The sequence below is a fragment of the Haloechinothrix halophila YIM 93223 genome (assembly GCF_000504245.1).
Classification (GTDB): domain Bacteria; phylum Actinomycetota; class Actinomycetes; order Mycobacteriales; family Pseudonocardiaceae; genus Haloechinothrix_A; species Haloechinothrix_A halophila.
In genome coordinates this window covers 1,435,067-1,453,264 of the sequence record NZ_KI632509.1, presented here as the reverse complement: position 1 = coordinate 1,453,264, position 18,198 = coordinate 1,435,067, and the positions used below count along the sequence as shown (strand labels likewise).

Here is an 18,198-nt window from a genome sequence, read left to right as displayed (position 1 = left end):
CTTCGTTGGCCGCAATGGCGGCCGCGTCATCGAGAACGCCCCAGCAGTTTCCACACCCACTGCCACCAGGCATCGGCGGCGGGCCCGGCGGCGCTGGCGGGCCCGGCGGCACAGGTGGATCTGGCGGGTTGGGCCGACCCTGACCGTCACGCCCCTTGGAAATCCGCCACTCCCAGCTGTCGCGGATATGTGGCTTGAAGCGAACGCAGTCCGGATCAGCATCACACGTGCCGTCTGCAAGCCTTCCTGGGTTGAGGACCAGCGATCCGACTACGGATCCAAAAAGCAGTACCAGCGCGAGCGAAGAAGCCAAGGACCTTGGCAGCCGTTCCCGTGGTTGTGCCCGGAATACTTGGACATGGGTAGGGATCGCACAACCGACCGGTCCTATCCGTGTAGTTGAGCGGACTCCCCGCGGCGTAGCCGTAGCGGTTGGCGTTGCCCACATCGCGGGGGTCGAGGGCGGCCGAGTCGCGGGAGGCGAACCCTCCGGTGCCGGGTTCATACCAGCGGGTGCCCATGTTGGTCATGCCCGTGGCCGGGTCGGTGTACTGGTGCTGATACCCGAGCAACGGTTGAGCACCCGCGGAGCCGGTCTCATCGCCGAACGGGTCATAGCTGCGCGAACCACCCAAGCCACCGGTGGTCGGGTCGTAAAGTCCGATCAGGTCGGTGCGCCGGTCGGTGGCCGCGAGCCCGGTGGTGGTGCCATCACCGGCACCCAACAGCTCGCCGCTGGGTAGGTAGCTGTAATCCCACGAACCAGTGGCGGTGACATCCCTGCTGGTGCCGAGATACGACAACGTCGTACTGCCACGGGACACGAGCCGGTTGAGTGCGTCGTAGGCATAGTTCGTGCCGTCCGCCGCGACGAGCTCGTCGAACGCGTTATAGCTCATCGTCGACGTCGTGCCGTCGGTCGTGCTCGACGACAGGGTGCCGCGAGCCGTGTAGGTCCGAGAGTCCCCACCGGACTCGACGAGCTGATTACGCTCGTTGAACACCTGCGCTGTACCAGTCTTATCGACCAGGTTGCCGGCGTCGTCCCAGCCATAGCTGACCGTGTCGCTGCCGTCGTCCCACGAGGTTATGTAGAGATAGGACCACTCGTACATACCGAAAGTAACTTCGCAGTGCGGTCAGACCGGCGCGCACCACTCAAATGGCGTACCGCACCGCACAGTGCGCACAGACAGCTGTCCACCATTGACCATGGCAGCCCGCGGAGCGCATAGTAAGGCCGTTCTGAACGGCGTTCATGGGCACGGACGCGACGAGGGTGGTCAGGTGTGTCGACGGTGACGGGAGCGCGCTGGGATCAGCGCGACCGGCAGCGTCTCGACATCCTCTCCGCGGCGCGTCAACGGCTGACCGACGGCGGCTACGCCGCGCTGTCGGTACCCGACGTCGCCGCTGACGCCGGGGTCAGCGAGGACACGATCCACGTCTTCTTCCAGGGCACGGAGGATCTGTTCGCGACATTGTTCACGCAGCGGCTGGACGACTTCCACACCGAGATCGCCCCGGCGTGCCGGGTGGCCGAGACCGGCGAGCAGGTCATCGCCACGATCGCCACGGCGTACCTCGACGTCTACCGGGTGTTCGGGCGGGAGCTGAACATCTGGACGATGGTGCTCGGCGAGCATCCCTCGGCGAACGACATCGCCCGACCGCTGGTCGCGGCGTCGCAGCGGGTGCTGAACACACTGGGCGCCGCGTTGACGCGCACCGCGAAACGGCCGGTGGCACCGGGCGAGATGCAACTGGCACTGCCGTTCGTATGGGCGACCATCACCGGCCTTGCCGAGCACGTCACCGGGGGCAGGCAGGTGCTGCACCCGTGCGGCTGGGAGGAACTCCTCGACTTCACGGCACGCACCATCATCGCGGGGCTCGACGCGATGCGCACCAACACACCCCAGGAGTGAACCCATGCTGTCCGCTCTGACCCGCGCTGCGACCGCTGCCGTGAACCGCGCCGTCAATCCCCAGCCCGGTCACGACCTCGCGGACCTCGCCGGTGCCGTGCGGGGCAAGAACGTACTGGTCACCGGCGCGTCGTACGGGGTGGGTGCCACCACCGCGCGACTGCTCGCGCGGGCTGGCGCGACAGTGCTGCTCGCGGCGCGCACCGAGGAGCGGCTGGCCGAGGTCGCCGACGACATCACCGCTTCGGGTGGCGCGGCGTACTTCTACTGCGCGAACCTGGCCGATCCGGTGGCCGCCGAGGCGCTGGCGGGCACCATCCTCGCCGAGCACGGTCACGTCGACATCGTGGTCAGCAACGCGGGCAAGTCGATCCGGCGGTCGGTGGACCTGCAGTACGACCGGTTCCGCGACTTCGAGCGCACCATCGGCGTCAACTACCTCGGCCCGGTGCGGATGCTGCTCGCGCTGCTGCCGTCGATGCGGGCGCGCGGGCAGGGGCAGATCATCAACGTCTCCACCATCGGCGTTCGCCTGACCCCCGCGCCGCGTTGGGGCGCGTACCAGGCGTCGAAGAGCGCATTCGATACGTGGCTGCGCAGCATCGCGCCGGAGATCGCCCACGATGGCGTCGCGGTGTCGACGTTCTATCCGTCGCTGATCTACACCCGGATGAGCGCGCCGACGCCGATCATGCGCCAGCTTCCCGGCATGAGTTCCGCCGAGGCCGCGGACATCGTCGGGCGCGCGATCGTGACGCGCGAGCGCGCGATCGGGCCGTGGTGGCTGGGCCCTGCCGAGGTGGGCAGCGTGCTGTTGGCTGGCCCGGTGACGTGGGCGCTAGGCGTGCTGTACCGCAACACCGACGACACGCCGAGCGCCAACGGCGAGGCGGCCAACGGCGCGTCCCACGCGAACGCCGAGCGGTAGCCGCCCCGGGCATCAGGACATCGACACCAGCATGGCGGCCATCATGACGTTCATCGCCGCCCGTGCGGTCAACCGCGTGCGGTGCCGCAGCACCAGCGGCAACGCGGGCGCTGGCCGTGTCCTGCCGCGCACCAGGCACACCCCGACGTCGACCGCGAAGTAGGCCGTCGCGGCCCCCGCGGCCGTGAGCAGCGCCGGGTCACCGGCGGCCACCAACGGCTCACCATGGCCGTGACCAGCGGAATGTCCTGCCATCGCGGCGAGCATGAGCAGCATCGCGACCGAGCCGAGTAGGTGATGCCCGCACTGCGACGGCACGCAGCAGGCGCCGCCGCGCCGACGCACCCACATCACCCCAAGAATGACGGCGGTCAGCGCGAACACCGCCAGCCATCCTGCCCTCGGGATCGGCCACCCTGCCGGCAGCAACATGGCAAGCATGCCGAGACTCATCAGCACCTCGGCCGCCTCGTCTTCGCGCCGGACGTGCACCCGCAGCGTCGAGGCAGGATGTGCGTGCACGAGGCGGGTGGTCGCGAGCAGCGCGATCAGCACGAGCGCGACACCCTGCATGACCAGCACTGGCATCGGCGCGCCCATAGCTACCTCGCGTGTCGGCAACAGACCCGACTATTCACGCTGGCAGGCCAGCTCCACTGGTACCAGCCCGCAACCAGGGGATTACGCTCCGTGCGGTCAGAACATGAAGCCGCCGCCGCAGACGAGGGTCTGACCGCTGACGTAGTCCGACTCGGGAATGCACAGCAGATACACCGACCCGGCCGCCTCGGTCGGCGTGCCGCTGCGGCCGAGGGGGATCATGGTCTTCATCATCTCGAGCACATCGGGGTTGACGCCGATGTTGATCTCGCGGCCCTCGATGGTCACGGTGCCGCCCTCACCGGCGGGTGTCTCGGTCATACGGGTCTTGATCAGTCCGAACGCGACGGTGTTGACGGTGACGTTGTAGCGGCCCCATTCCTTCGCCATGGTCTTGGTCAGCCCGGTCACACCCGCCTTCGCCGCGGCGTAGTTCGCCTGCCCGGCGTTGCCGCCGAGGCCGGCGATCGAGGAGATGTTGACGACCTTCCGGCACGGCACCGGCTCGCCCGCCTGCTTCGCCTTCTTCGCGGCCGCGGAGATCACCGGCTGCGCGGCCCGCAGAATCCGGAACGGCGCTTTCAGGTGAACGTCGAGAATCGCGTCCCACTGTTCGTCGGTCATTCGCTGGATGACCGAGTCCCACACGTAACCCGCGTTGTTCACGATGATGTCGATGCCACCGAAATTGTCGACGGCGGTGCGCACGAACCGGTCGGCGAAGTCGTCGTCGGTGACGCTGCCGACGCAGGCGAGGGCGGTCCCGCCCGCGGCTTCGATCGCGGCGACGGTGTCCTTGGCCGGTTCGGCGTCCAGATCATTGACGACGACGCGCGCGCCATCACCGGCCAGCTTGCGGGCGATTTCGCGGCCTATGCCGCGACCCGAACCCGTGACCAGGGCGGATCTGTTGTCGAGCTTTCCCATGGCTGCCTTTCTCAGGTGAGGTCGATGGTGGCGTCGCCGCGCAGCGTGACGGTGCCGTCGGCGAGGGTGACGGTGAGCTCGACAATGGCGATGCCGTCGTCGATGGCGGTGACGCGCCCGGTGCAAGTGGGTTCCGCGTGCAGCGGCGTGACGGCGGTGAACCGCACCCGATAGGAGCGGATCTTCTCCTGCGGCACCCAGTCGGTCAGCAGCCTGCCCAGGTAGGCCATCGACAACATGCCGTGCGCGAAGACGTCGTCGTAACCGAACTTCTTCGCGGCGTCGATGTCGATATGGATCGGCATGTGATCGCCCGACGCGCCCGCGAACAGCGCCAACGTCGCGCGCGAGATCGGTGTGACACGCAGCGGCGGCAGCTCGGTCCCTACCGCGATCTCGGTCGTGGTCGTCACGAGGTCACCTCCGGGTGGCTGATGGCGAGGCTGAACTCCGCCTCAGCGACCGGCTCACCGGTGGGCCGCGTGATGTCGGTGTGTTTGACCAAGAACTGCAACGCCCCACCCTTTTTCGTGTGGACGTCGGCGATTCTGGATTTCAGGAGCAGGGTTTCTCCCGCGTAGGCGAGCGAGTGATAGGTGAAAGACTGTTCGCCGTGCAGAATGCGACCGAGATCGATGTTCAAATCGGCGAGGAATGAGAACGCGTCGGGGTCGTCCATTTCCAGGCTGAAGAAGAACGTCGGCGGCACCGGCAGGTCCGGATGCCCCGCCCGCCGTGCCGCGTCGACGTCGCTGTAGATCGGATCGGTCTGCCCGACCGCCTTCGCGAAGAACCGCAGCCTGCCGCGCTCCACATCGGCCTCGATGGACCGAATCGGCAACGCCTTCGCCTTCTCCGGGTCGATCCGCATACCGCCACCCGTCGTTTCATAGGGAGAAATGTGATATCCATTAATCTTGAAACGACGTTAGCGGCCGGATCAGCTAGCGGCAATCACGCGCAATTCCTGACATTCCGCGAAATAGCGGCGCGACCGTTACGCCTGCCGCGCCGTGGCCATGGCGCGCTCGACTTCCCAGAACGCACGCATCGACAACAATCGCCCGTCCTCGTCGACCCGATACACCGCGACCAGATCGGTGTCGACGCGGTGCCCGCCGGGAAAGTGCGTCGTGATCGTGGCGACGTTGGCGACCTCGTCACCAGCCGCGTGCGAATCGTGCACCACGAACTCGAACCGTTCCACCGAGGCGATCGCGGTGTCCCAGAACGCCGACAGCCCGTCGGCACCGCGATGTCCCTTGCCCTCCGGGTCGAACCCGGATGGCCCGACCGGGTCCTCGACCACGGCGTCCGGCGCGAACAGCGCCAGCCAGGCGTCCTTGTCGCCCGCGTCGACCGCCCGCATCGACGCCAGCGCGACCTGTCGCGCTGGCGGCTGATCGGCCGCCTCGTCCCAGCACACTGTCACACTCACGCCGCAACCTCCGCGATCACTTCATCGGCGAACTTCTTCACCGCGTCCACTTTGGACGAAACTGGGGCATCGAACGGCAGCCCTTGGAACACCCACGGCATCACCACGGCATCGGTCACACCGGCCTCGGCTTGTTCCCGATAGCCCGACACACCGAACCGGTCGACGCACACCGCCTGGAACTCGAACGGGTCGTCCGCTCGGCCATACTCCGCGAGCAGCTCACGCAGCCGGCCGATGGTGGTGCGCAGCTCGTCGATGGTCATCATCGCCGAGGACCAACCGTCGCCGTAGCGGGCGGCGCGCCGCAGCGCGGGCTTGGAGTGACCGCCGATGTAGAACGGCATCCGCTCGCGCGGCGCCGGGCTCATTCGCAGCTTGCCGAAGTCGAAGAACTCGCCGTGGTACTCGACCATCCCACCGCCGAGGATCAACCGCAGCACCTCGATCGCCTCGTCGGTGCGCTTGCCTCTGCGCTCGTACGGCACGCCACACCAGGCGAACTCCTCCGGTGACCAGCCGACACCGAGGCCGAGGCCAAACCGATCGCCGGTCAGCGCGGCCACCGAGCCGAGCTGACGCGCCAGCACCACCGGATGTCGCGAGCCCAGCTTGAGCACCGAGGTGTAGAACCGGATCTCGCTGGTCGCGGCGGCCATCGACGTCGCGGCGATCAGCGGGTCGACCCACGGCGTCTCGGCGTCCCAGAACCGCTGACCGTTGGCGGTGTAGGGGTAGTCGGCCGAGACCTCCTCGGAGTAGAACAGCGAGTCAGGCAGCACCACCGAGGAGAACCCGTTCTGTTCCGCGGCGACTGCCAGCTCCGCGAGCTGATCCGGCGGACTGAGCGCGACCGACATGCTGAACTTCATCGACTCACCTTCCACCGCCATGGCAAAACTATAACGTGTTCTAGTATGGTCGATGTGACCATGGCCAGGCAAGCCGAGGGAGCGAACTATGGACGCCGATGCCATCACCAAGGCCGCCGAGCACCTGCTCAGCGCCTACGCCAGCGGTGTCCCGGTTGAGCCGATCATCAGCGGCTTCCCCGATGCCGACGTCACTGACGCCTACCGCATCCAGCAGGAACAAGTTCGCCGCTGGGTCGACGCGGGTGACGAGATCAAGGGTCACAAGGTCGGGCTGTCCTCGCAGGCCATGCAGCGGCAGATGGGCGTCCACCAGCCCGACTACGGCCACTTGCTCGCGAACATGTTCCACGCCGAACACCTGCCGTTCGACGCGAGCGGCTACCTGCAACCCCGGATCGAGCCGGAGATCGCGTTCGTGCTCGGCACGCCGCTGTCAGGACCCGGTGTCACCGCCGCCGACGCGATGCGCGCGGTCGAGTTCGTCGTCCCAGCGCTGGAGATCGTGGACTCCCGCATCACCGATTGGCGCATCTCGATCGTCGACACCATCGCCGACAACGCCTCGTCCGGCGGCGTCGTACTCGGCAGCAAACCCACCCGGCTGGCTGACGCCGACCTGCGCACCGCGGGCTGTGCGTTCCACATCAACGGCGAACTGCGTGCCACCGGCTCCGGCGCCGCCGTGCTCGGCTCGCCACTCAACGCGCTGGTATGGCTGGCCAACACCGTCGGTCCGCTTGGCATCACACTGGAACCGGGCCACGTCGTACTACCGGGCTCGATGACGCGCGCGGAACCGGTTAAACCAGGAGACAGCGTAGTGTCCGATATGGGGGAGCTTGGCAGTGTGACGGCGGTCCTTGCGCCGCCGAGGTGATATCGACGGAAAGGCGACACACCAGCGATGAAGATGCACATCGACACCGACGTCTGCACCGGCCACGGCGTGTGCGAGGGACTGCGGCCCGACGTCTTCGAAGTGGGCGACGACGGCATCGTGCACCTGCTCACCGAGGAGTTCACTGAGGCGGACCGCGCCGATCTGGAGGACGCCGTCGACCAGTGCCCGACACAGGCGTTGCGGCTGGAAGGCTGAGCGTGGCGCGACTCGTCGTCGTTGGCGCGTCGCTGGCCGGGCTGCGCGCGGTGGAGTCCGCACGACGGGCAGGATTCACCGGCGCGATCACGCTGCTCGGCGCGGAGGAGCACCTGCCGTACGATCGGCCGCCGCTGTCCAAGGAGTTCCTGACCGGCGACGGCACGCCGAAGCAGTTCCGCACCGAGGACGCGCTGCGCACCGACCTCGACGTCGACTTACGACTCGGCACACCCGCAACCGGGCTCGACCCCGAGCAGCGGGTCATCCTCGCGGGAGACGACCCGGTGCCGTACACGGCGGCGGTGCTAGCCACCGGTGCGACCGCACGAACACTGCCGGGACTTCCTGCGCTGTCCGGGCTGCACACGCTGCGCACGCTGGACGACGCCCGCGCGCTGCGCACCGCCATCCAGCCCGGCAGCAGAGTGGTGATCGTGGGTGCGGGGTTCATCGGTTCGGAGCTGGCCTGCTCCGCGCGACGGATGGGTGCCGAGGTGACACTGGTCGAGGCCGCGCATGTGCCCTTCGCCGCCGCGGTCGGCGACGAGCTGGCGCCCGCGATCGCCGCCCTCCACACCCGCCACGGCACCGACCTGCGCTGCGGCGTCACCGTCACGGGCATCGACGGCGACGATCGGGTGCGGGCCGTCCGGCTCGGCGACGGCTCGACGTTGCCCGCTGACGTCGCGATCGTCGGCGTTGGCGCCGCGCCAGCGATCGACTGGCTCCGTGGCTCTGGCGTGAAGCTCGACGACGGCGTCGTCTGCGACGAGACCCTGCAGAGCAGCGCACCTGGCGTGTACGCGGCGGGTGACGTCGCGCGCTGGTTCAACCCGCTGTTCGGCGAGACGATGCGACTCGAGCACTGGACGTCTGCCGCCGAGCAGGGCGGACTGGCCGCGCGCAACGCCACCGACCCGGCCCAGGCGACTCCGTGCACGCTGGTGCCGTACTTCTGGTCGGACCTCTACGACAGCCGCGTGCAGTTCGTCGGCGTTCCGACCGCGGACGAGGTGCGGGTCGTCGCGGGCGGCGTTGGTGAGGACACGCTCCTGGCGCTGTATCGCAGGGATGACCGGCTCATCGGCGCGCTCGGCGTGGAGCAACGACGTCTCGTGATGCGGCTGCGCGCGCAGATCGGCAAGCGCGTGAGCTGGAACGACGCCCTGGAGGCCGTGGCAGGTTGAACGCGGCCGGTTGATGCCGCACGGTCGCGCGAGCAGTGCGGCGGGTTGATGTGGATCTTGATGCTGTTTGGCGATATGCATCGCCAAACAGCATCAAGATCCACCCGCCACTGCTCAGACCTGACCCGCTGGACCAACAGGGCCGAGCTCACCCGCCGGGTCACAACCCCTCGATGTCGGAAATCCGCCACACCCCGTCGTTGTCGCGAAGCGCGGTGACGTCCAGGGTCGCGGTGGACGACGTTGGCGCACTGCCCTGGCGGCTGACCTGCTGGTCAAGGAACACCAGCACGGTCGCCCGCCCGTCGGTCAGTTCCCGCACGCCGATAGCCCGCACCGTCGCGGCCTTCACCAGCTTGCGCCGTTTCGCCTGCTGCGCGGCCGCCTCGAACTCCCGCCGGTATTCCGCCGCCGCCTCGCCGATCAGCCCGACGTCCATGGCGTGTTCGGTGCGCTCCAACCGCGTGTGGTGGTACGAGAACGCCGCCTTCAGCGACGCGCTCACCTGCTCCACAACGGCCTCGGTCGCCTCGGTATCGACCAGCGCGGCGTTGGCCGCAGACTCCGTGCCACGCAGCTGGTGCGCCCGGACCCCGGAGACCACCGCGCTCGCGGTCGCCAGCGTCAGCACCGCAGCGAGCACCGCGATGATCCGCCGCCGCGTGCCGTCGGACCTGCGAGCAATCTTCATGCCGCCGCCTCCACCGCGCTGACCTTCCACCGCCCGTCGCGGCGCACCAGCTCGGCGTTCACCCGCTTCCGCTCGGTGGACTTCTTCTCGCCCTTCGCCCCCTGCGTCTCCAGCGTGGTCGTGAGCACCGCGATCACCTGCGCGGTGCCCGCGTGCCCGTTCAGCTCGGTCACCGCGGCCCGGAGCAGCTCCGCACTGGACACCGTCTTCGTCTGCCGTGCCTGCTCTCGCTGACCAACCTGGTCCCCGGCCAGGTCCCGGTGCAGCCCGCCCGCCGTGACGTCCAGCCACGCCGCGACGTCCCGCTTCGCCTCACGGTGGTCGAGGGTGTGCAGCGTGACCAGCCCGTGCTCGGCCGCCTGGAGCACCACGTCACGCTGCTCGGCCCGTGCCAGCCCCTCGTCGCGAGCGGCGCTGACCCATGCCGTGCCGAACCACGCGGCGGCGGCCACCGCGACCACGGTCAGCACCGCGAGGATGGCCACCAGCGGATCACGCACCAGTCGCATCAGCCGCCTCCCAGCAGCTCGGCGATCCCGACCGGCTCCGAAGACAGCCCTGGCAGCCCCAGCAGACCGGGCAAGTCGCCACCGGGAGCGCCGCCAGAACCGCCGTCGGCGGAGTCTCGCCGCTGCGGCGCGGGCACCGCCTGCGGCACCCCCTTGAACGGCGCGTTCTGCGCGCCGCGCACGCTGATCGGGCTGCCAGGCGGCTCGGCGCAGTAGGCGTCCTTGTTCGGCTCCACCTCGGAGACGTCGTTGGCGGGTCGCTGCTTGGTCCCCTCGTAGCCTCGGGTGCACGATGGCGGGTTGAACATGTCGAACACCAGTCCGAGCTGGCCACGCCCGTCCTTCGACACGGTGCGCGCGAACGCCCCGATCACGCCGAAGTTCACCAGAAGCTGCTTCGTCGAGTCGGTACGGGGCGCGGCGACGTTGGCCGTCGTCAGCAGGTTGGCCACCAGCATCGCGGTGTCGTTGCCCGAGACGTCGATGAACTCGCTGACCTGGTCCGCGACCTGCGGCGCCCGGTCGATGATCGTGCGCAGATCCTGATCGGACTCCGCGAATTGCCGCGAGATCGTCTTCAATCCGCCAGCGAACTGGGTCAGGTCATCGGCGTGGCGCTGCTGCGTCTCCAGCACGGTGCGCGCCGAGGACAGCAACTGCCGGGTCGCGGGTATGTTCTTCCTGGCGGACGCGCTGAACTCGTGCGCGCTGTCCAGCAGCAGCTGCAGGTCATCGCCGGAATCCGCGAACGCGACGTAGGCTTCGTCGACCACGGTGTTCAGCGACTGGGTATTGACGCTGCCGATGAGCCGGTCCACGTGCGCCAGCATGGTTTCCGGCGCGACCGGCGCGTCGGTGCGGTTCGCCTCGATCACCGAGCCGTTGGCCAGGAACGGCCCGCCCGATCCGTCCGGCCGCAGGTCCAGGTACTGCTCACCAACAGCGGACCGGTTGGCGACGACGGCATCGGTGTCCGCGGGAATTGGCGGCGCGTCCTCATCGATGTCCAGCTCGATGTCGACGCCCGTGTTGGTCAGCCGCAACGTGGACACCCTGCCCACGGTCACGCCCCGGTAGGTCACCTCAGAGCCCTGGAAGATGCCACCGGAGTCGGTCAGCTCGGCGGTGACGACGTAGCCGCGCGGGCCGAACAGCCGGTCGAGCCCGGCGTACTTGCCGCCGACGACCACCACCGACAGCACGGCGATCAGCCCGAACGCCAGCAGCTTGATCCGCGTCGACCAGGTCAGCATCACGAGCCTCCCAGCAGCGAGCCAAGCAGCGAACCAGTGCCGTCCGAGTCCGCCGAGCCGTCGACGCCAGGCAACGCGGGCAGCTGCGGCAGCTGCGGCGTCTCCGGCAGCGGCAGCGGCGGCCCGTCGTTCCGCTGCGGCGATGGCAGTTGCGGGATCGGGCTCTGCCCCGAGCGGCTCAGGTTGCCGATGAGCTGATCGAGGTTCAGGTCGAACTCGACGTCGACGTTCGCGTAGTCGCCCTTCATCGTGTTGCCCGCGTTCCACGGCAGCGGGTACGTCGGCAGGATCTTGAGCGCCTCGGTGAGGTTGTCGCCCGATTCGGCGAGCTTGCGCAACGTCGGTTCCAGCGCGCGCAGGTTCGCCACCAGCTGTTCGCGGGTCTTACCAACGGTGTCCACCGTGACCCGGGACAGCCGCCGCAGCGCGGTCAACATGTCGACGATCTGGTCCCGCTGGTTCGCGACCACTCTGATGCCCGGCGCGAGGTGGTCCAGCCCCTCGGTGAGGTGGCGCTTCTCGGCCACCAGTGTGCGAGACAGCTCCGCCAGCCCGTCGATGGCCTCGGTGATCTGCGCCTTGTGCCCGTCAAGTTCGGTAACAAGGTGATTCACCCGCGACAGCAGTGCCTTGATCTCCGCCTCATTGCCGCGCAGCGCGGTGTTCAGCTCGGACGCGATGGTGTGCAACTGCTCGACCCCGCCACCGGAGAGCAGCAGCGACAGCGCGCCGAAGACCTCCTCCAGCTCGGCGTGCCTGCTGGTGCGCGCGAGCGGGATGTGGTCGCCGTCGCTGAGCCTGCCGGTCGGTTCGGCATCGGCTGGCGGGCGGAGGTCGACGAACTTCTCCCCGAGCAGGCTGGTCTGCCGCAGTTCGGCGTCGGCGTTGGCAGGCAGTTCGACGTCACCGTTGACGACGATGTCCACCAGCGCCGACCGGGTGTCCTCGGCGAGCCGCACCCGCTCGACCCTGCCGACCTGGACGTCGTTGACCTTGACGGTGGCCTGCGGCACCAGGTCGAGCACATCAGCGAACTCCACGGTGACGCGGTACGGGTGGTCACCGACGTCGGCCCCACCGGGCAGTGGCGCGTTGTAGAGACCGGAGAACCCCCCTGGCCCGCAGCCGGTCAGCACCAGCATCGTCACCAGCACGCACGCCGCGGCGCGGCGGACCGTTCGGGGCGCCATCCGCACGGGGGTCATGAGCCGCCTCCCGATGTCTTCCGCATCGCCTCGAGCACTGGCAGCGGCAGCGGCGGCAGCTCACCGTTCTGCAGCGAGTGCATCACCTGCGACACGCTTGGCAGCTTGAGCGTGCCGTCCAACACCGGTGCGAGGTCCTTGCACGTCTTCGCGAGCACGTCGGGGACCTCTTGCGGAGTGCCTGCCGCGAGCAACCGGCACACCATCATGACCGGCGGGTACGTGAACTCGTTCAGGTTGCCCCTGATCGCGATGGTGCCGGACGGGGCGTCGTAGGCGTTGATGAAGTTGTTCATGCCGGTCGGCGCGACGTCCAGGATCTCGGCCAGCTCAGCGCGCCGCTTGACAAGCAGCCGGGTGACCCCGGCGAGTTTGTCCACATTGGAGGACAGCAGCTGCTGGTTGTCATCCACGAAACCCCGCACGTCGGTGAGCGCGCTGGCCAGTGTGGCTAGTGCGGCGTCCACCTGGCCGGACTCGCTCGCCAGGAACTGACTGACGTCGGCGACCCTGTCGAAGAGATCGGCCACCTGCCGGTCGCTCTTGGCCAGCATGGTTGTGAACTCACCGAGGTGCTTGATGGTGCCGTGCAGGTCGTCCTTGCTGCCGTTGAGCGTGTCGGACAGCCGCGCCAGTTGCGAGACGGTGTTGTTGAGGTTCTTGCCGTTGCCGTCCATCGTGGCCGCGAGCTGGTCGAGCACGTTGCTGAGCGACCCGCCGGAGTTCGCGCCCTTCGGTCCGAGCGTGGTGGCCAGCTCGTCGAGGTTGTTGAACAGCTCGTCCAGCTCGACCGGCGCCGCGGTGCGTTCTCGCGGGATCACCTCGCCGGACGCCATGCGTGGGCCGCCCCGATAGACCGGTGTCAGCTGGATGTAGCGGTCGCTGACCAGGCTCGGCGCGACGATCACCGCGCCCGCGTCGGATGGAACGTCCACATCGGAATCGACGACCAAGTCGACGCGGACCCGGTCGCCCTCGGGTACCACCCGGTCGATGGTGCCGACCTCGACGCCGAGCACCCGCACCGCGGAGTCCTGATACAGCCCGACAGTGCGGTCGAAATAGGCGGTCAGCCGGGTCTCACCGGAGTCGCGGGTGGCCGTCCACAGCACGGCGGCAAGCAGCAGCACCAGTACGGCTGCCAGCGCGAGCCAGGTGTAGGTGGTGCGTCCGGCGCGAGTCGTGATCGCCATCAGTTACCCCCGATCCCCTGGCCGGGTGCGGACACCGGCCGCTCGCAGCCTTGCGGGTTGATCGTCAGCCCCTTGGTCGTGATGGTCGGCGGGAACAGGCCACAGAGGTAGCCCTCGAACCAGCGGCCGTTCCCAGTGGCGTTGGCGCCGATACGGGTGAACGGCGCGAGCAGCTCGAGACTGCGGTCGATGTTGTCGACGTTGGCGCGCAGCACATCGGTCACGGTGCCGAGCTTGCGCAAGGCGGGCGTGAGGTGCTTCTGGTTGTCGGCCACCAGCCCGGACAGTTGTTTCGAGACGGCACGCGTGCCAGCGAGCAGATCGCTGATCGCCTGTTTGCGCGCCCGCAGTTCGCCAAGCAGCGCGCTGCCGTCATGGATCACCTTCCGCAACCGCTCGTTGCGGTCGGCGACCAACTTCGACACCCGGTTGGTGTTGTCCAGCAGGCGGGCCAGCTCGTCATCGCGCTCTGCCACCGTCTGCGACAGCGCGGAGAGCCCCTCCAGCGCTCCGCGCATATGCTTCGGTGCGCCTTCCAACGCCTCGGTGATGACGTCGAAGCTGTCCGCGAGCTGTTTGGTGTCCACATCAGACATCGTGGTGCCGAGCTGGTTGAAGGCGTCCTGCAGCTGGAACGGCGTCGTGGTGCGGTCGACCGGGATCGGCTCGCCAGGATCGAGCGTGCCGTCCCCGCGCGGGTCCAGCGCGACGTACTTCTCGCCGAGTAACGTCTTGATCTGGATCGACGCCGTGGTCTCCGCGCCCAGCCTTGGCAGCTCGCCGCCCTCAGGACCGTCGAGCAGGAACTCGACCCGAACCCATCCGTCGTCCAGCTCCACCGAGCTGACCGAGCCCGCGCGCACCCCGGCGATCTGCACCTCGTTGTCCGGCACCAGTCCCGCTGACTCGGCGAAGTAGGCGGCGTAGGTCGTGCCGCCGCCGATGAGCGGCAGCCGTTCGGTGTTGAGCGCCGCAAGCACCGAAGCCACCAGCAAGAGCACGGTGACGGCCCCGACGGCGGCTTGGTTGCGTTCCGCGAGCGGCTTCATGGTGCTCATGGCCCGCACCTTTCCGGCCGATCCGTGGCGGGCAGCGGCACGACGGGGATGGTCACGTTGAGCGAACCGATGCCGACCGTGCCCGAGATGTCGCAGAGGTAGTAGTTGTACCAGCTGCCATAGCTGAGCACCCTGGTGTATTTCTTCACGTTCCTCGGCAACCGGTGCAGGATCTCGTCCAGTACCGGGGCGTCCTTGGACAGCGTGCCTGCCAGGTCGTTCAGTTCCCGCACGTTCTTGCGCAACGGCGGGCGCGCGTCGGAGACCAGGCCGGACACGCTGCCGGTGAGCGCACCGAGCGCCTCGGTCGCCTCCCCGATCGGCTTACGCTTCTCGGCGAGCCCACTGATCAGCTGTTGCAGCGCGTCGATCAGTTCCTTGGCCTGTTCGTCGCGATTGTTGATGGTGCCGAGGACGTCGTTGAGGTTGCCGACGACCTCCCCGATCACCTTGTCGCGGTCCGCGATGGTCGTTGTCAGCGATGCGGTGTGCCGCAGCAGGCTGCTGATGGTGCCGCCCTCGCCCTGGAAGACCTGGATGATCTCGTAGGAGAGCTGGTTGATCTGCTTCGGGTCGAGCGCGGTGAACAGTGGCTTGAAGCCGTTGAACAACACGGTCAGGTTCAGCGCGGGCGTGGTGCGGTCGACGCCGATGACGTCGCCCTTGCGCAACGGTTCGTCGGAGGCGACGTGGGTGCCGAGCGCGAGGTAGCGCTGCCCGATGACGTTGCGGTACTTCACCCGCGCCGTCGTCGTGGACGGCAGCCGGTACGACTGGCCAACGTCGAAGTGCACCGTGGCCACCGCGTCGTCACCGATCTCGATGGTGCGTACCTGGCCGACCTTGACGCCGGAGATTCGCACGTCGTCGCCATTCCTGAGACCGGAGACGTCGGTGAACCGGGCGGCATAACCCGCCTTGTCGTCGAAGCTGGTGTTGGCGATCGTCGCGGCGAGCACCCCGGTGAGCACGACGGTGACCACGGTGAACGCGATCAGCTTCAGCAGCGAGGGCAACGTCGGGCCCAGTGTGGTGCGCAGTCCCATCCTCACCGCAGCTCCACCTCCGTTCCCCGGTACAGCGGCCCGACAAGCAGCCCGCCCCAGCCGGGCACCGCGCTCGGCTCGACACCGCGCTCAGCGGCGAGCAGCAGCGACAGCAACTCGGTCTCGGCAGGCGTGCCAGCGACCGGCGCGCCCAGCGCCGACCCACCACCGCCGGAGCGCTGGTAGTCCTCGTAGTCGTTACCGCCCTCGCCCGGCGTGGACCCTGGTGGCGGCTTGGACGAGCCGTCCTTGATCGGGCCGTCCGGCGGGTACTGCGGCCAGTGGCCGGGCTGTTCCACCGGCGTGTAGCAGCGCGGCCCCCTGTCGTCGTTGTAGCGGGGCTCGTCAACGCCGGGCTTGTACGCGCCCCTGCTGCTGGTGATCTCGATCTTGACCCTGCTCACATCGGGGTGCTCGGCTCCCTTGCCGAAGGCGATCTCCGCGGCGTCTTTCTGGATGGCGAACTGCCGCATCATGCACGGGTACTGCGGGGCGTAGCGGGCGAGCACATCCAGTGTCGGCTGCACGGTGGTCGTGAGCCGGATCAGGTTCGCCTTGTTGGCATCGAGGAATCCCGCCAGGTCATCCGACGCCCCGGTCACCGACGCGTACAGCGTGCGCAATCCGTCCCGCTTGGCGGCAAGCGTCCTCGTGGTCGTGGTCAGGTTCGAGACGGCGTCCAGCGCGTCCGGCAGCGCATCGGAGTACGTCCTGGCGACCTTGGCGAATGAGGCGATGTCCGCCTTGAGGTCCGGCAGCGACGGGTTCAGCTCGCCGAGCAGCCGCGACACCCTGGTCAACGTCTGCCCCAGCTTCTCGCCCCTGCCGTCGAGCGCGGTGGCGATGGCGTTGAGTGAGCTGGACAGCTTCTGCGGCTCGACCGCCTGCAGCAGCGGCATCAACCCGTCGAGCACGCGCTCCAGCTCGATCGCGTTGGCCGAGCGGTCCTGGCTGATGACGTCGCCAGCGGCGAGCGGCGTCTCGCTCGGCTGGTCCGGGGAGCGCAGCGAGACGTAGCGTTCCCCGAACAACGTCTTAGGCAGTAGCCGCGCGGTGACGTCGGCGGGGATGACCTCGATCAGCTCCGGCTTCAGCGCGAGTTCGAGGTTCGCGCCGTCACCGGTCGACGAGATGGCGCGCACCTCGCCGACATGCATGCCCCTGATCTTGACGTCGGCGCCTTCCCGCATCTGGTTGCCCGCGAACTCCGTCCGCAGCGTCACCATGGCGACGTCGGTGAACGCCTTGGTGTAGACGCCGATCGTTCCCGCGATGAACGACGCCGCGAGCAGCACGAACACCAGGCCGAGCGCCTGGTGGCGAAGCCTGCGGAGCAGGACGGCGCGCTGCGGGCCGCGGGTCATCCTGCGATCCTCACGGTCGTCGTGGAACCCCAGAGCGCGAGGCTGAGGAAGAAGTCGAGCACCGCGATCAGCACGATCGAGGTGCGCACGGCCTTGCCGACCGCGACACCGACCCCAGCGGGGCCGCCGCGCGCGGTGTAGCCGAAGTAGCAGTGCGTCATGATCACCACCAGCGCGAAGATCATCACTTTGGCGAAGGAGTAGACCACGTCCTCCGGCGGCAGGAACAGCGTGAAGTAGTGGTCGTAGGTGCCAGCGGACTGGCCGTAGACCCAGATCGTGATCTGCCGCGACGCCAGGTACGACGACAGCAGTCCGACGGCGTAGAGCGGGATCACCGCTCCCACCCCGGCGAGCACCCTGGTGGTAACCAGGTACGGCAAACTCGGCACGGCCATGACCTCAAGCGCGTCGATCTCATCGGAGATCCGCATCGCGCCGAGCTGCGCGGTGAAACCGCAGCCAACGGTGGCTGACAGCGCGAGACCCGCCGACAGCGGCGCGACCTCGCGAGTGTTGAAGTACGCCGAGATGAACCCGGTCAGCGCCGCCGTGCCGAGCTGGTTCAGCGAAGAGTACCCCTGCAGGCCGACGATCAGGCCGGTGAACAGCGTCATGCCGATCATCACGCCGAGCGTGCCGCCGATGATCGCCAGCGCCCCTGTCCCGAAGCAGACCTCGGTCAACAGCCGCAGCGACTCCCTGCTGTACCGGCGCACGGTCCTCGGCATCGAGCGCACGACGCTCAGGCAGAACGCCAGTTGCTCGCCGAAGCCCTCGAACACCTGCCCTGGCCGGGCGAGGTAGTCCAATGTGCGGTCGCCGAGCTCGGCCCACTCTTCCTTGGTGGGATCGCTCGTCGGCTCGGTGTCCGGCTCTTTGGTCGGGGCTGCCATC

The 18,198-nt window shown here is 68.2% G+C and carries 21 protein-coding genes; 5 read left to right on the top strand and 16 right to left on the bottom strand.

Annotation, left to right across the window (positions count from 1 at the left end):
• Window positions 1-221 precede the first annotated feature (221 nt).
• Window positions 222-1,115, bottom strand: coding sequence for an RHS repeat-associated core domain-containing protein (locus tag AMYHA_RS06805; RefSeq protein ID WP_034269119.1), 894 nt, complete (start codon window positions 1,113-1,115; stop codon window positions 222-224).
• Between the two features lie 174 nt (window positions 1,116-1,289).
• Between AMYHA_RS06805 and AMYHA_RS06800 the strand changes: the two genes are divergently transcribed.
• Both AMYHA_RS06800 and AMYHA_RS06795 read left to right on the top strand, forming a co-directional pair.
• Window positions 1,290-1,928 (top strand): TetR/AcrR family transcriptional regulator, encoded by a 639-nt coding sequence (locus AMYHA_RS06800; protein ID WP_034269116.1) that lies wholly within the window; start codon window positions 1,290-1,292, stop codon window positions 1,926-1,928.
• 4 nt (window positions 1,929-1,932) lie between these two features.
• Window positions 1,933-2,856, top strand: a complete 924-nt coding sequence (locus tag AMYHA_RS06795; RefSeq protein ID WP_051399610.1) for an SDR family NAD(P)-dependent oxidoreductase — start codon at window positions 1,933-1,935, stop codon at window positions 2,854-2,856.
• A gap of 12 nt (window positions 2,857-2,868) precedes the next feature.
• Here AMYHA_RS06795 and AMYHA_RS25570 read toward each other — a convergent pair whose 3' ends face one another.
• From AMYHA_RS25570 to AMYHA_RS06765, 6 genes are all read right to left on the bottom strand, one after another.
• Window positions 2,869-3,444 carry a DUF5134 domain-containing protein gene (locus tag AMYHA_RS25570; protein WP_169732902.1) on the bottom strand — a complete coding sequence of 192 codons (576 nt, stop codon included), beginning with the start codon at window positions 3,442-3,444 and terminating at the stop codon, window positions 2,869-2,871.
• A 108-nt stretch (window positions 3,445-3,552) separates the two neighbouring features.
• Entirely contained in the window at window positions 3,553-4,383 is an 831-nt protein-coding gene (locus AMYHA_RS06785; protein ID WP_034269113.1) for an SDR family NAD(P)-dependent oxidoreductase, read from the bottom strand.
• 11 nt (window positions 4,384-4,394) lie between these two features.
• Window positions 4,395-4,796 (bottom strand): MaoC/PaaZ C-terminal domain-containing protein, encoded by a 402-nt coding sequence (locus AMYHA_RS06780; protein ID WP_051399608.1) that lies wholly within the window; start codon window positions 4,794-4,796, stop codon window positions 4,395-4,397.
• Entirely contained in the window at window positions 4,793-5,254 is a 462-nt protein-coding gene (locus AMYHA_RS06775; RefSeq protein WP_034269110.1) for a MaoC family dehydratase N-terminal domain-containing protein, read from the bottom strand. Before AMYHA_RS06775 ends, AMYHA_RS06780 begins: the two co-directional genes overlap by 4 nt.
• A gap of 126 nt (window positions 5,255-5,380) precedes the next feature.
• Window positions 5,381-5,821 (bottom strand): nuclear transport factor 2 family protein, encoded by a 441-nt coding sequence (locus AMYHA_RS06770; RefSeq protein ID WP_034269107.1) that lies wholly within the window; start codon window positions 5,819-5,821, stop codon window positions 5,381-5,383.
• Entirely contained in the window at window positions 5,818-6,693 is an 876-nt protein-coding gene (locus AMYHA_RS06765; protein WP_034276162.1) for a TIGR03619 family F420-dependent LLM class oxidoreductase, read from the bottom strand. The genes AMYHA_RS06770 and AMYHA_RS06765 overlap by 4 nt, the downstream gene beginning before the upstream one ends.
• A gap of 88 nt (window positions 6,694-6,781) precedes the next feature.
• Here AMYHA_RS06765 and AMYHA_RS06760 point away from each other — a divergent pair, with 88 nt between their 5' ends.
• From AMYHA_RS06760 to AMYHA_RS06750, 3 genes are read left to right on the top strand one after another with little or no spacing between them, the layout of a single operon-like run.
• Window positions 6,782-7,573 (top strand): 2-keto-4-pentenoate hydratase, encoded by a 792-nt coding sequence (locus AMYHA_RS06760; RefSeq protein ID WP_034269104.1) that lies wholly within the window; start codon window positions 6,782-6,784, stop codon window positions 7,571-7,573.
• Between the two features lie 27 nt (window positions 7,574-7,600).
• Window positions 7,601-7,792, top strand: a complete 192-nt coding sequence (locus AMYHA_RS06755; protein WP_034269101.1) for a ferredoxin — start codon at window positions 7,601-7,603, stop codon at window positions 7,790-7,792.
• Window positions 7,793-7,794: 2 nt separating this feature from the next.
• A complete protein-coding gene (locus tag AMYHA_RS06750) occupies window positions 7,795-8,982 on the top strand; it encodes an NAD(P)/FAD-dependent oxidoreductase (protein WP_330759434.1) in 1,188 nt (395 codons plus the stop codon).
• A 160-nt stretch (window positions 8,983-9,142) separates the two neighbouring features.
• Here the strand turns inward: AMYHA_RS06750 and AMYHA_RS06745 are convergent, their stop codons facing one another.
• From AMYHA_RS06745 to AMYHA_RS06705, 9 genes are read right to left on the bottom strand one after another with little or no spacing between them, the layout of a single operon-like run.
• Complete coding sequence (locus AMYHA_RS06745; RefSeq protein WP_051399607.1) at window positions 9,143-9,673, bottom strand: hypothetical protein; 531 nt, start codon at window positions 9,671-9,673, stop codon at window positions 9,143-9,145.
• Window positions 9,670-10,182, bottom strand: a complete 513-nt coding sequence (locus tag AMYHA_RS06740) for a hypothetical protein (protein WP_034269098.1) — start codon at window positions 10,180-10,182, stop codon at window positions 9,670-9,672. Before AMYHA_RS06740 ends, AMYHA_RS06745 begins: the two co-directional genes overlap by 4 nt.
• Window positions 10,182-11,435 carry an MCE family protein gene (locus AMYHA_RS06735; protein ID WP_034269096.1) on the bottom strand — a complete coding sequence of 418 codons (1,254 nt, stop codon included), beginning with the start codon at window positions 11,433-11,435 and terminating at the stop codon, window positions 10,182-10,184. The genes AMYHA_RS06740 and AMYHA_RS06735 overlap by 1 nt, the downstream gene beginning before the upstream one ends.
• The gene (locus AMYHA_RS06730; RefSeq protein ID WP_407919876.1) at window positions 11,435-12,640 is read right to left on the bottom strand and encodes an MCE family protein; all 1,206 of its coding nucleotides are present in this window, start codon (window positions 12,638-12,640) and stop codon (window positions 11,435-11,437) included. The genes AMYHA_RS06735 and AMYHA_RS06730 overlap by 1 nt, the downstream gene beginning before the upstream one ends.
• On the bottom strand, window positions 12,637-13,833 hold the full coding sequence (locus AMYHA_RS06725; protein ID WP_034269094.1) for an MCE family protein: 1,197 nt from the start codon (window positions 13,831-13,833) through the stop codon (window positions 12,637-12,639). The genes AMYHA_RS06730 and AMYHA_RS06725 overlap by 4 nt, the downstream gene beginning before the upstream one ends.
• Window positions 13,833-14,882 (bottom strand): MCE family protein, encoded by a 1,050-nt coding sequence (locus tag AMYHA_RS06720; RefSeq protein WP_034276152.1) that lies wholly within the window; start codon window positions 14,880-14,882, stop codon window positions 13,833-13,835. Before AMYHA_RS06720 ends, AMYHA_RS06725 begins: the two co-directional genes overlap by 1 nt.
• A gap of 5 nt (window positions 14,883-14,887) precedes the next feature.
• A complete protein-coding gene (locus AMYHA_RS06715) occupies window positions 14,888-15,937 on the bottom strand; it encodes an MCE family protein (RefSeq protein WP_034269091.1) in 1,050 nt (349 codons plus the stop codon).
• Between the two features lie 2 nt (window positions 15,938-15,939).
• Window positions 15,940-17,301: an MCE family protein gene (locus tag AMYHA_RS06710; RefSeq protein ID WP_034269088.1), complete on the bottom strand. Its 1,362-nt coding sequence runs from the start codon at window positions 17,299-17,301 to the stop codon at window positions 15,940-15,942.
• A complete protein-coding gene (locus tag AMYHA_RS06705) occupies window positions 17,298-18,197 on the bottom strand; it encodes an MlaE family ABC transporter permease (protein ID WP_084036891.1) in 900 nt (299 codons plus the stop codon). The genes AMYHA_RS06710 and AMYHA_RS06705 overlap by 4 nt, the downstream gene beginning before the upstream one ends.
• Window position 18,198: the final 1 nt, after the last annotated feature.

Bases quoted from the DNA above. Each gene is read 5' to 3' on its own strand.
- AMYHA_RS06765 (WP_034276162.1), bottom strand. From the start codon at position 6,693: ATGAAGTTCAGCATGTCGGTCGCGCTCAGTCCGCCGGATCAGCTCGCG.
- AMYHA_RS06710 (WP_034269088.1), bottom strand. From the start codon at position 17,301: ATGACCCGCGGCCCGCAGCGCGCCGTCCTGCTCCGCAGGCTTCGCCAC.
- AMYHA_RS06705 (WP_084036891.1), bottom strand. From the start codon at position 18,197: ATGGCAGCCCCGACCAAAGAGCCGGACACCGAGCCGACGAGCGATCCC.
- AMYHA_RS06745 (WP_051399607.1), bottom strand. From the start codon at position 9,673: ATGAAGATTGCTCGCAGGTCCGACGGCACGCGGCGGCGGATCATCGCG.
- AMYHA_RS06740 (WP_034269098.1), bottom strand. From the start codon at position 10,182: ATGCGACTGGTGCGTGATCCGCTGGTGGCCATCCTCGCGGTGCTGACC.
- AMYHA_RS06720 (WP_034276152.1), bottom strand. From the start codon at position 14,882: ATGAAGCCGCTCGCGGAACGCAACCAAGCCGCCGTCGGGGCCGTCACC.
- AMYHA_RS06760 (WP_034269104.1), top strand. From the start codon at position 6,782: ATGGACGCCGATGCCATCACCAAGGCCGCCGAGCACCTGCTCAGCGCC.
- AMYHA_RS06730 (WP_407919876.1), bottom strand. From the start codon at position 12,640: ATGACCCCCGTGCGGATGGCGCCCCGAACGGTCCGCCGCGCCGCGGCG.
- AMYHA_RS06735 (WP_034269096.1), bottom strand. From the start codon at position 11,435: ATGCTGACCTGGTCGACGCGGATCAAGCTGCTGGCGTTCGGGCTGATC.
- AMYHA_RS06795 (WP_051399610.1), top strand. From the start codon at position 1,933: ATGCTGTCCGCTCTGACCCGCGCTGCGACCGCTGCCGTGAACCGCGCC.
- AMYHA_RS06755 (WP_034269101.1), top strand. From the start codon at position 7,601: ATGAAGATGCACATCGACACCGACGTCTGCACCGGCCACGGCGTGTGC.
- AMYHA_RS06775 (WP_034269110.1), bottom strand. From the start codon at position 5,254: ATGCGGATCGACCCGGAGAAGGCGAAGGCGTTGCCGATTCGGTCCATC.
- AMYHA_RS06805 (WP_034269119.1), bottom strand. From the start codon at position 1,115: ATGTACGAGTGGTCCTATCTCTACATAACCTCGTGGGACGACGGCAGC.
- AMYHA_RS06715 (WP_034269091.1), bottom strand. From the start codon at position 15,937: ATGGGACTGCGCACCACACTGGGCCCGACGTTGCCCTCGCTGCTGAAG.
- AMYHA_RS06785 (WP_034269113.1), bottom strand. From the start codon at position 4,383: ATGGGAAAGCTCGACAACAGATCCGCCCTGGTCACGGGTTCGGGTCGC.
- AMYHA_RS25570 (WP_169732902.1), bottom strand. From the start codon at position 3,444: ATGCCAGTGCTGGTCATGCAGGGTGTCGCGCTCGTGCTGATCGCGCTG.
- AMYHA_RS06725 (WP_034269094.1), bottom strand. From the start codon at position 13,833: ATGGCGATCACGACTCGCGCCGGACGCACCACCTACACCTGGCTCGCG.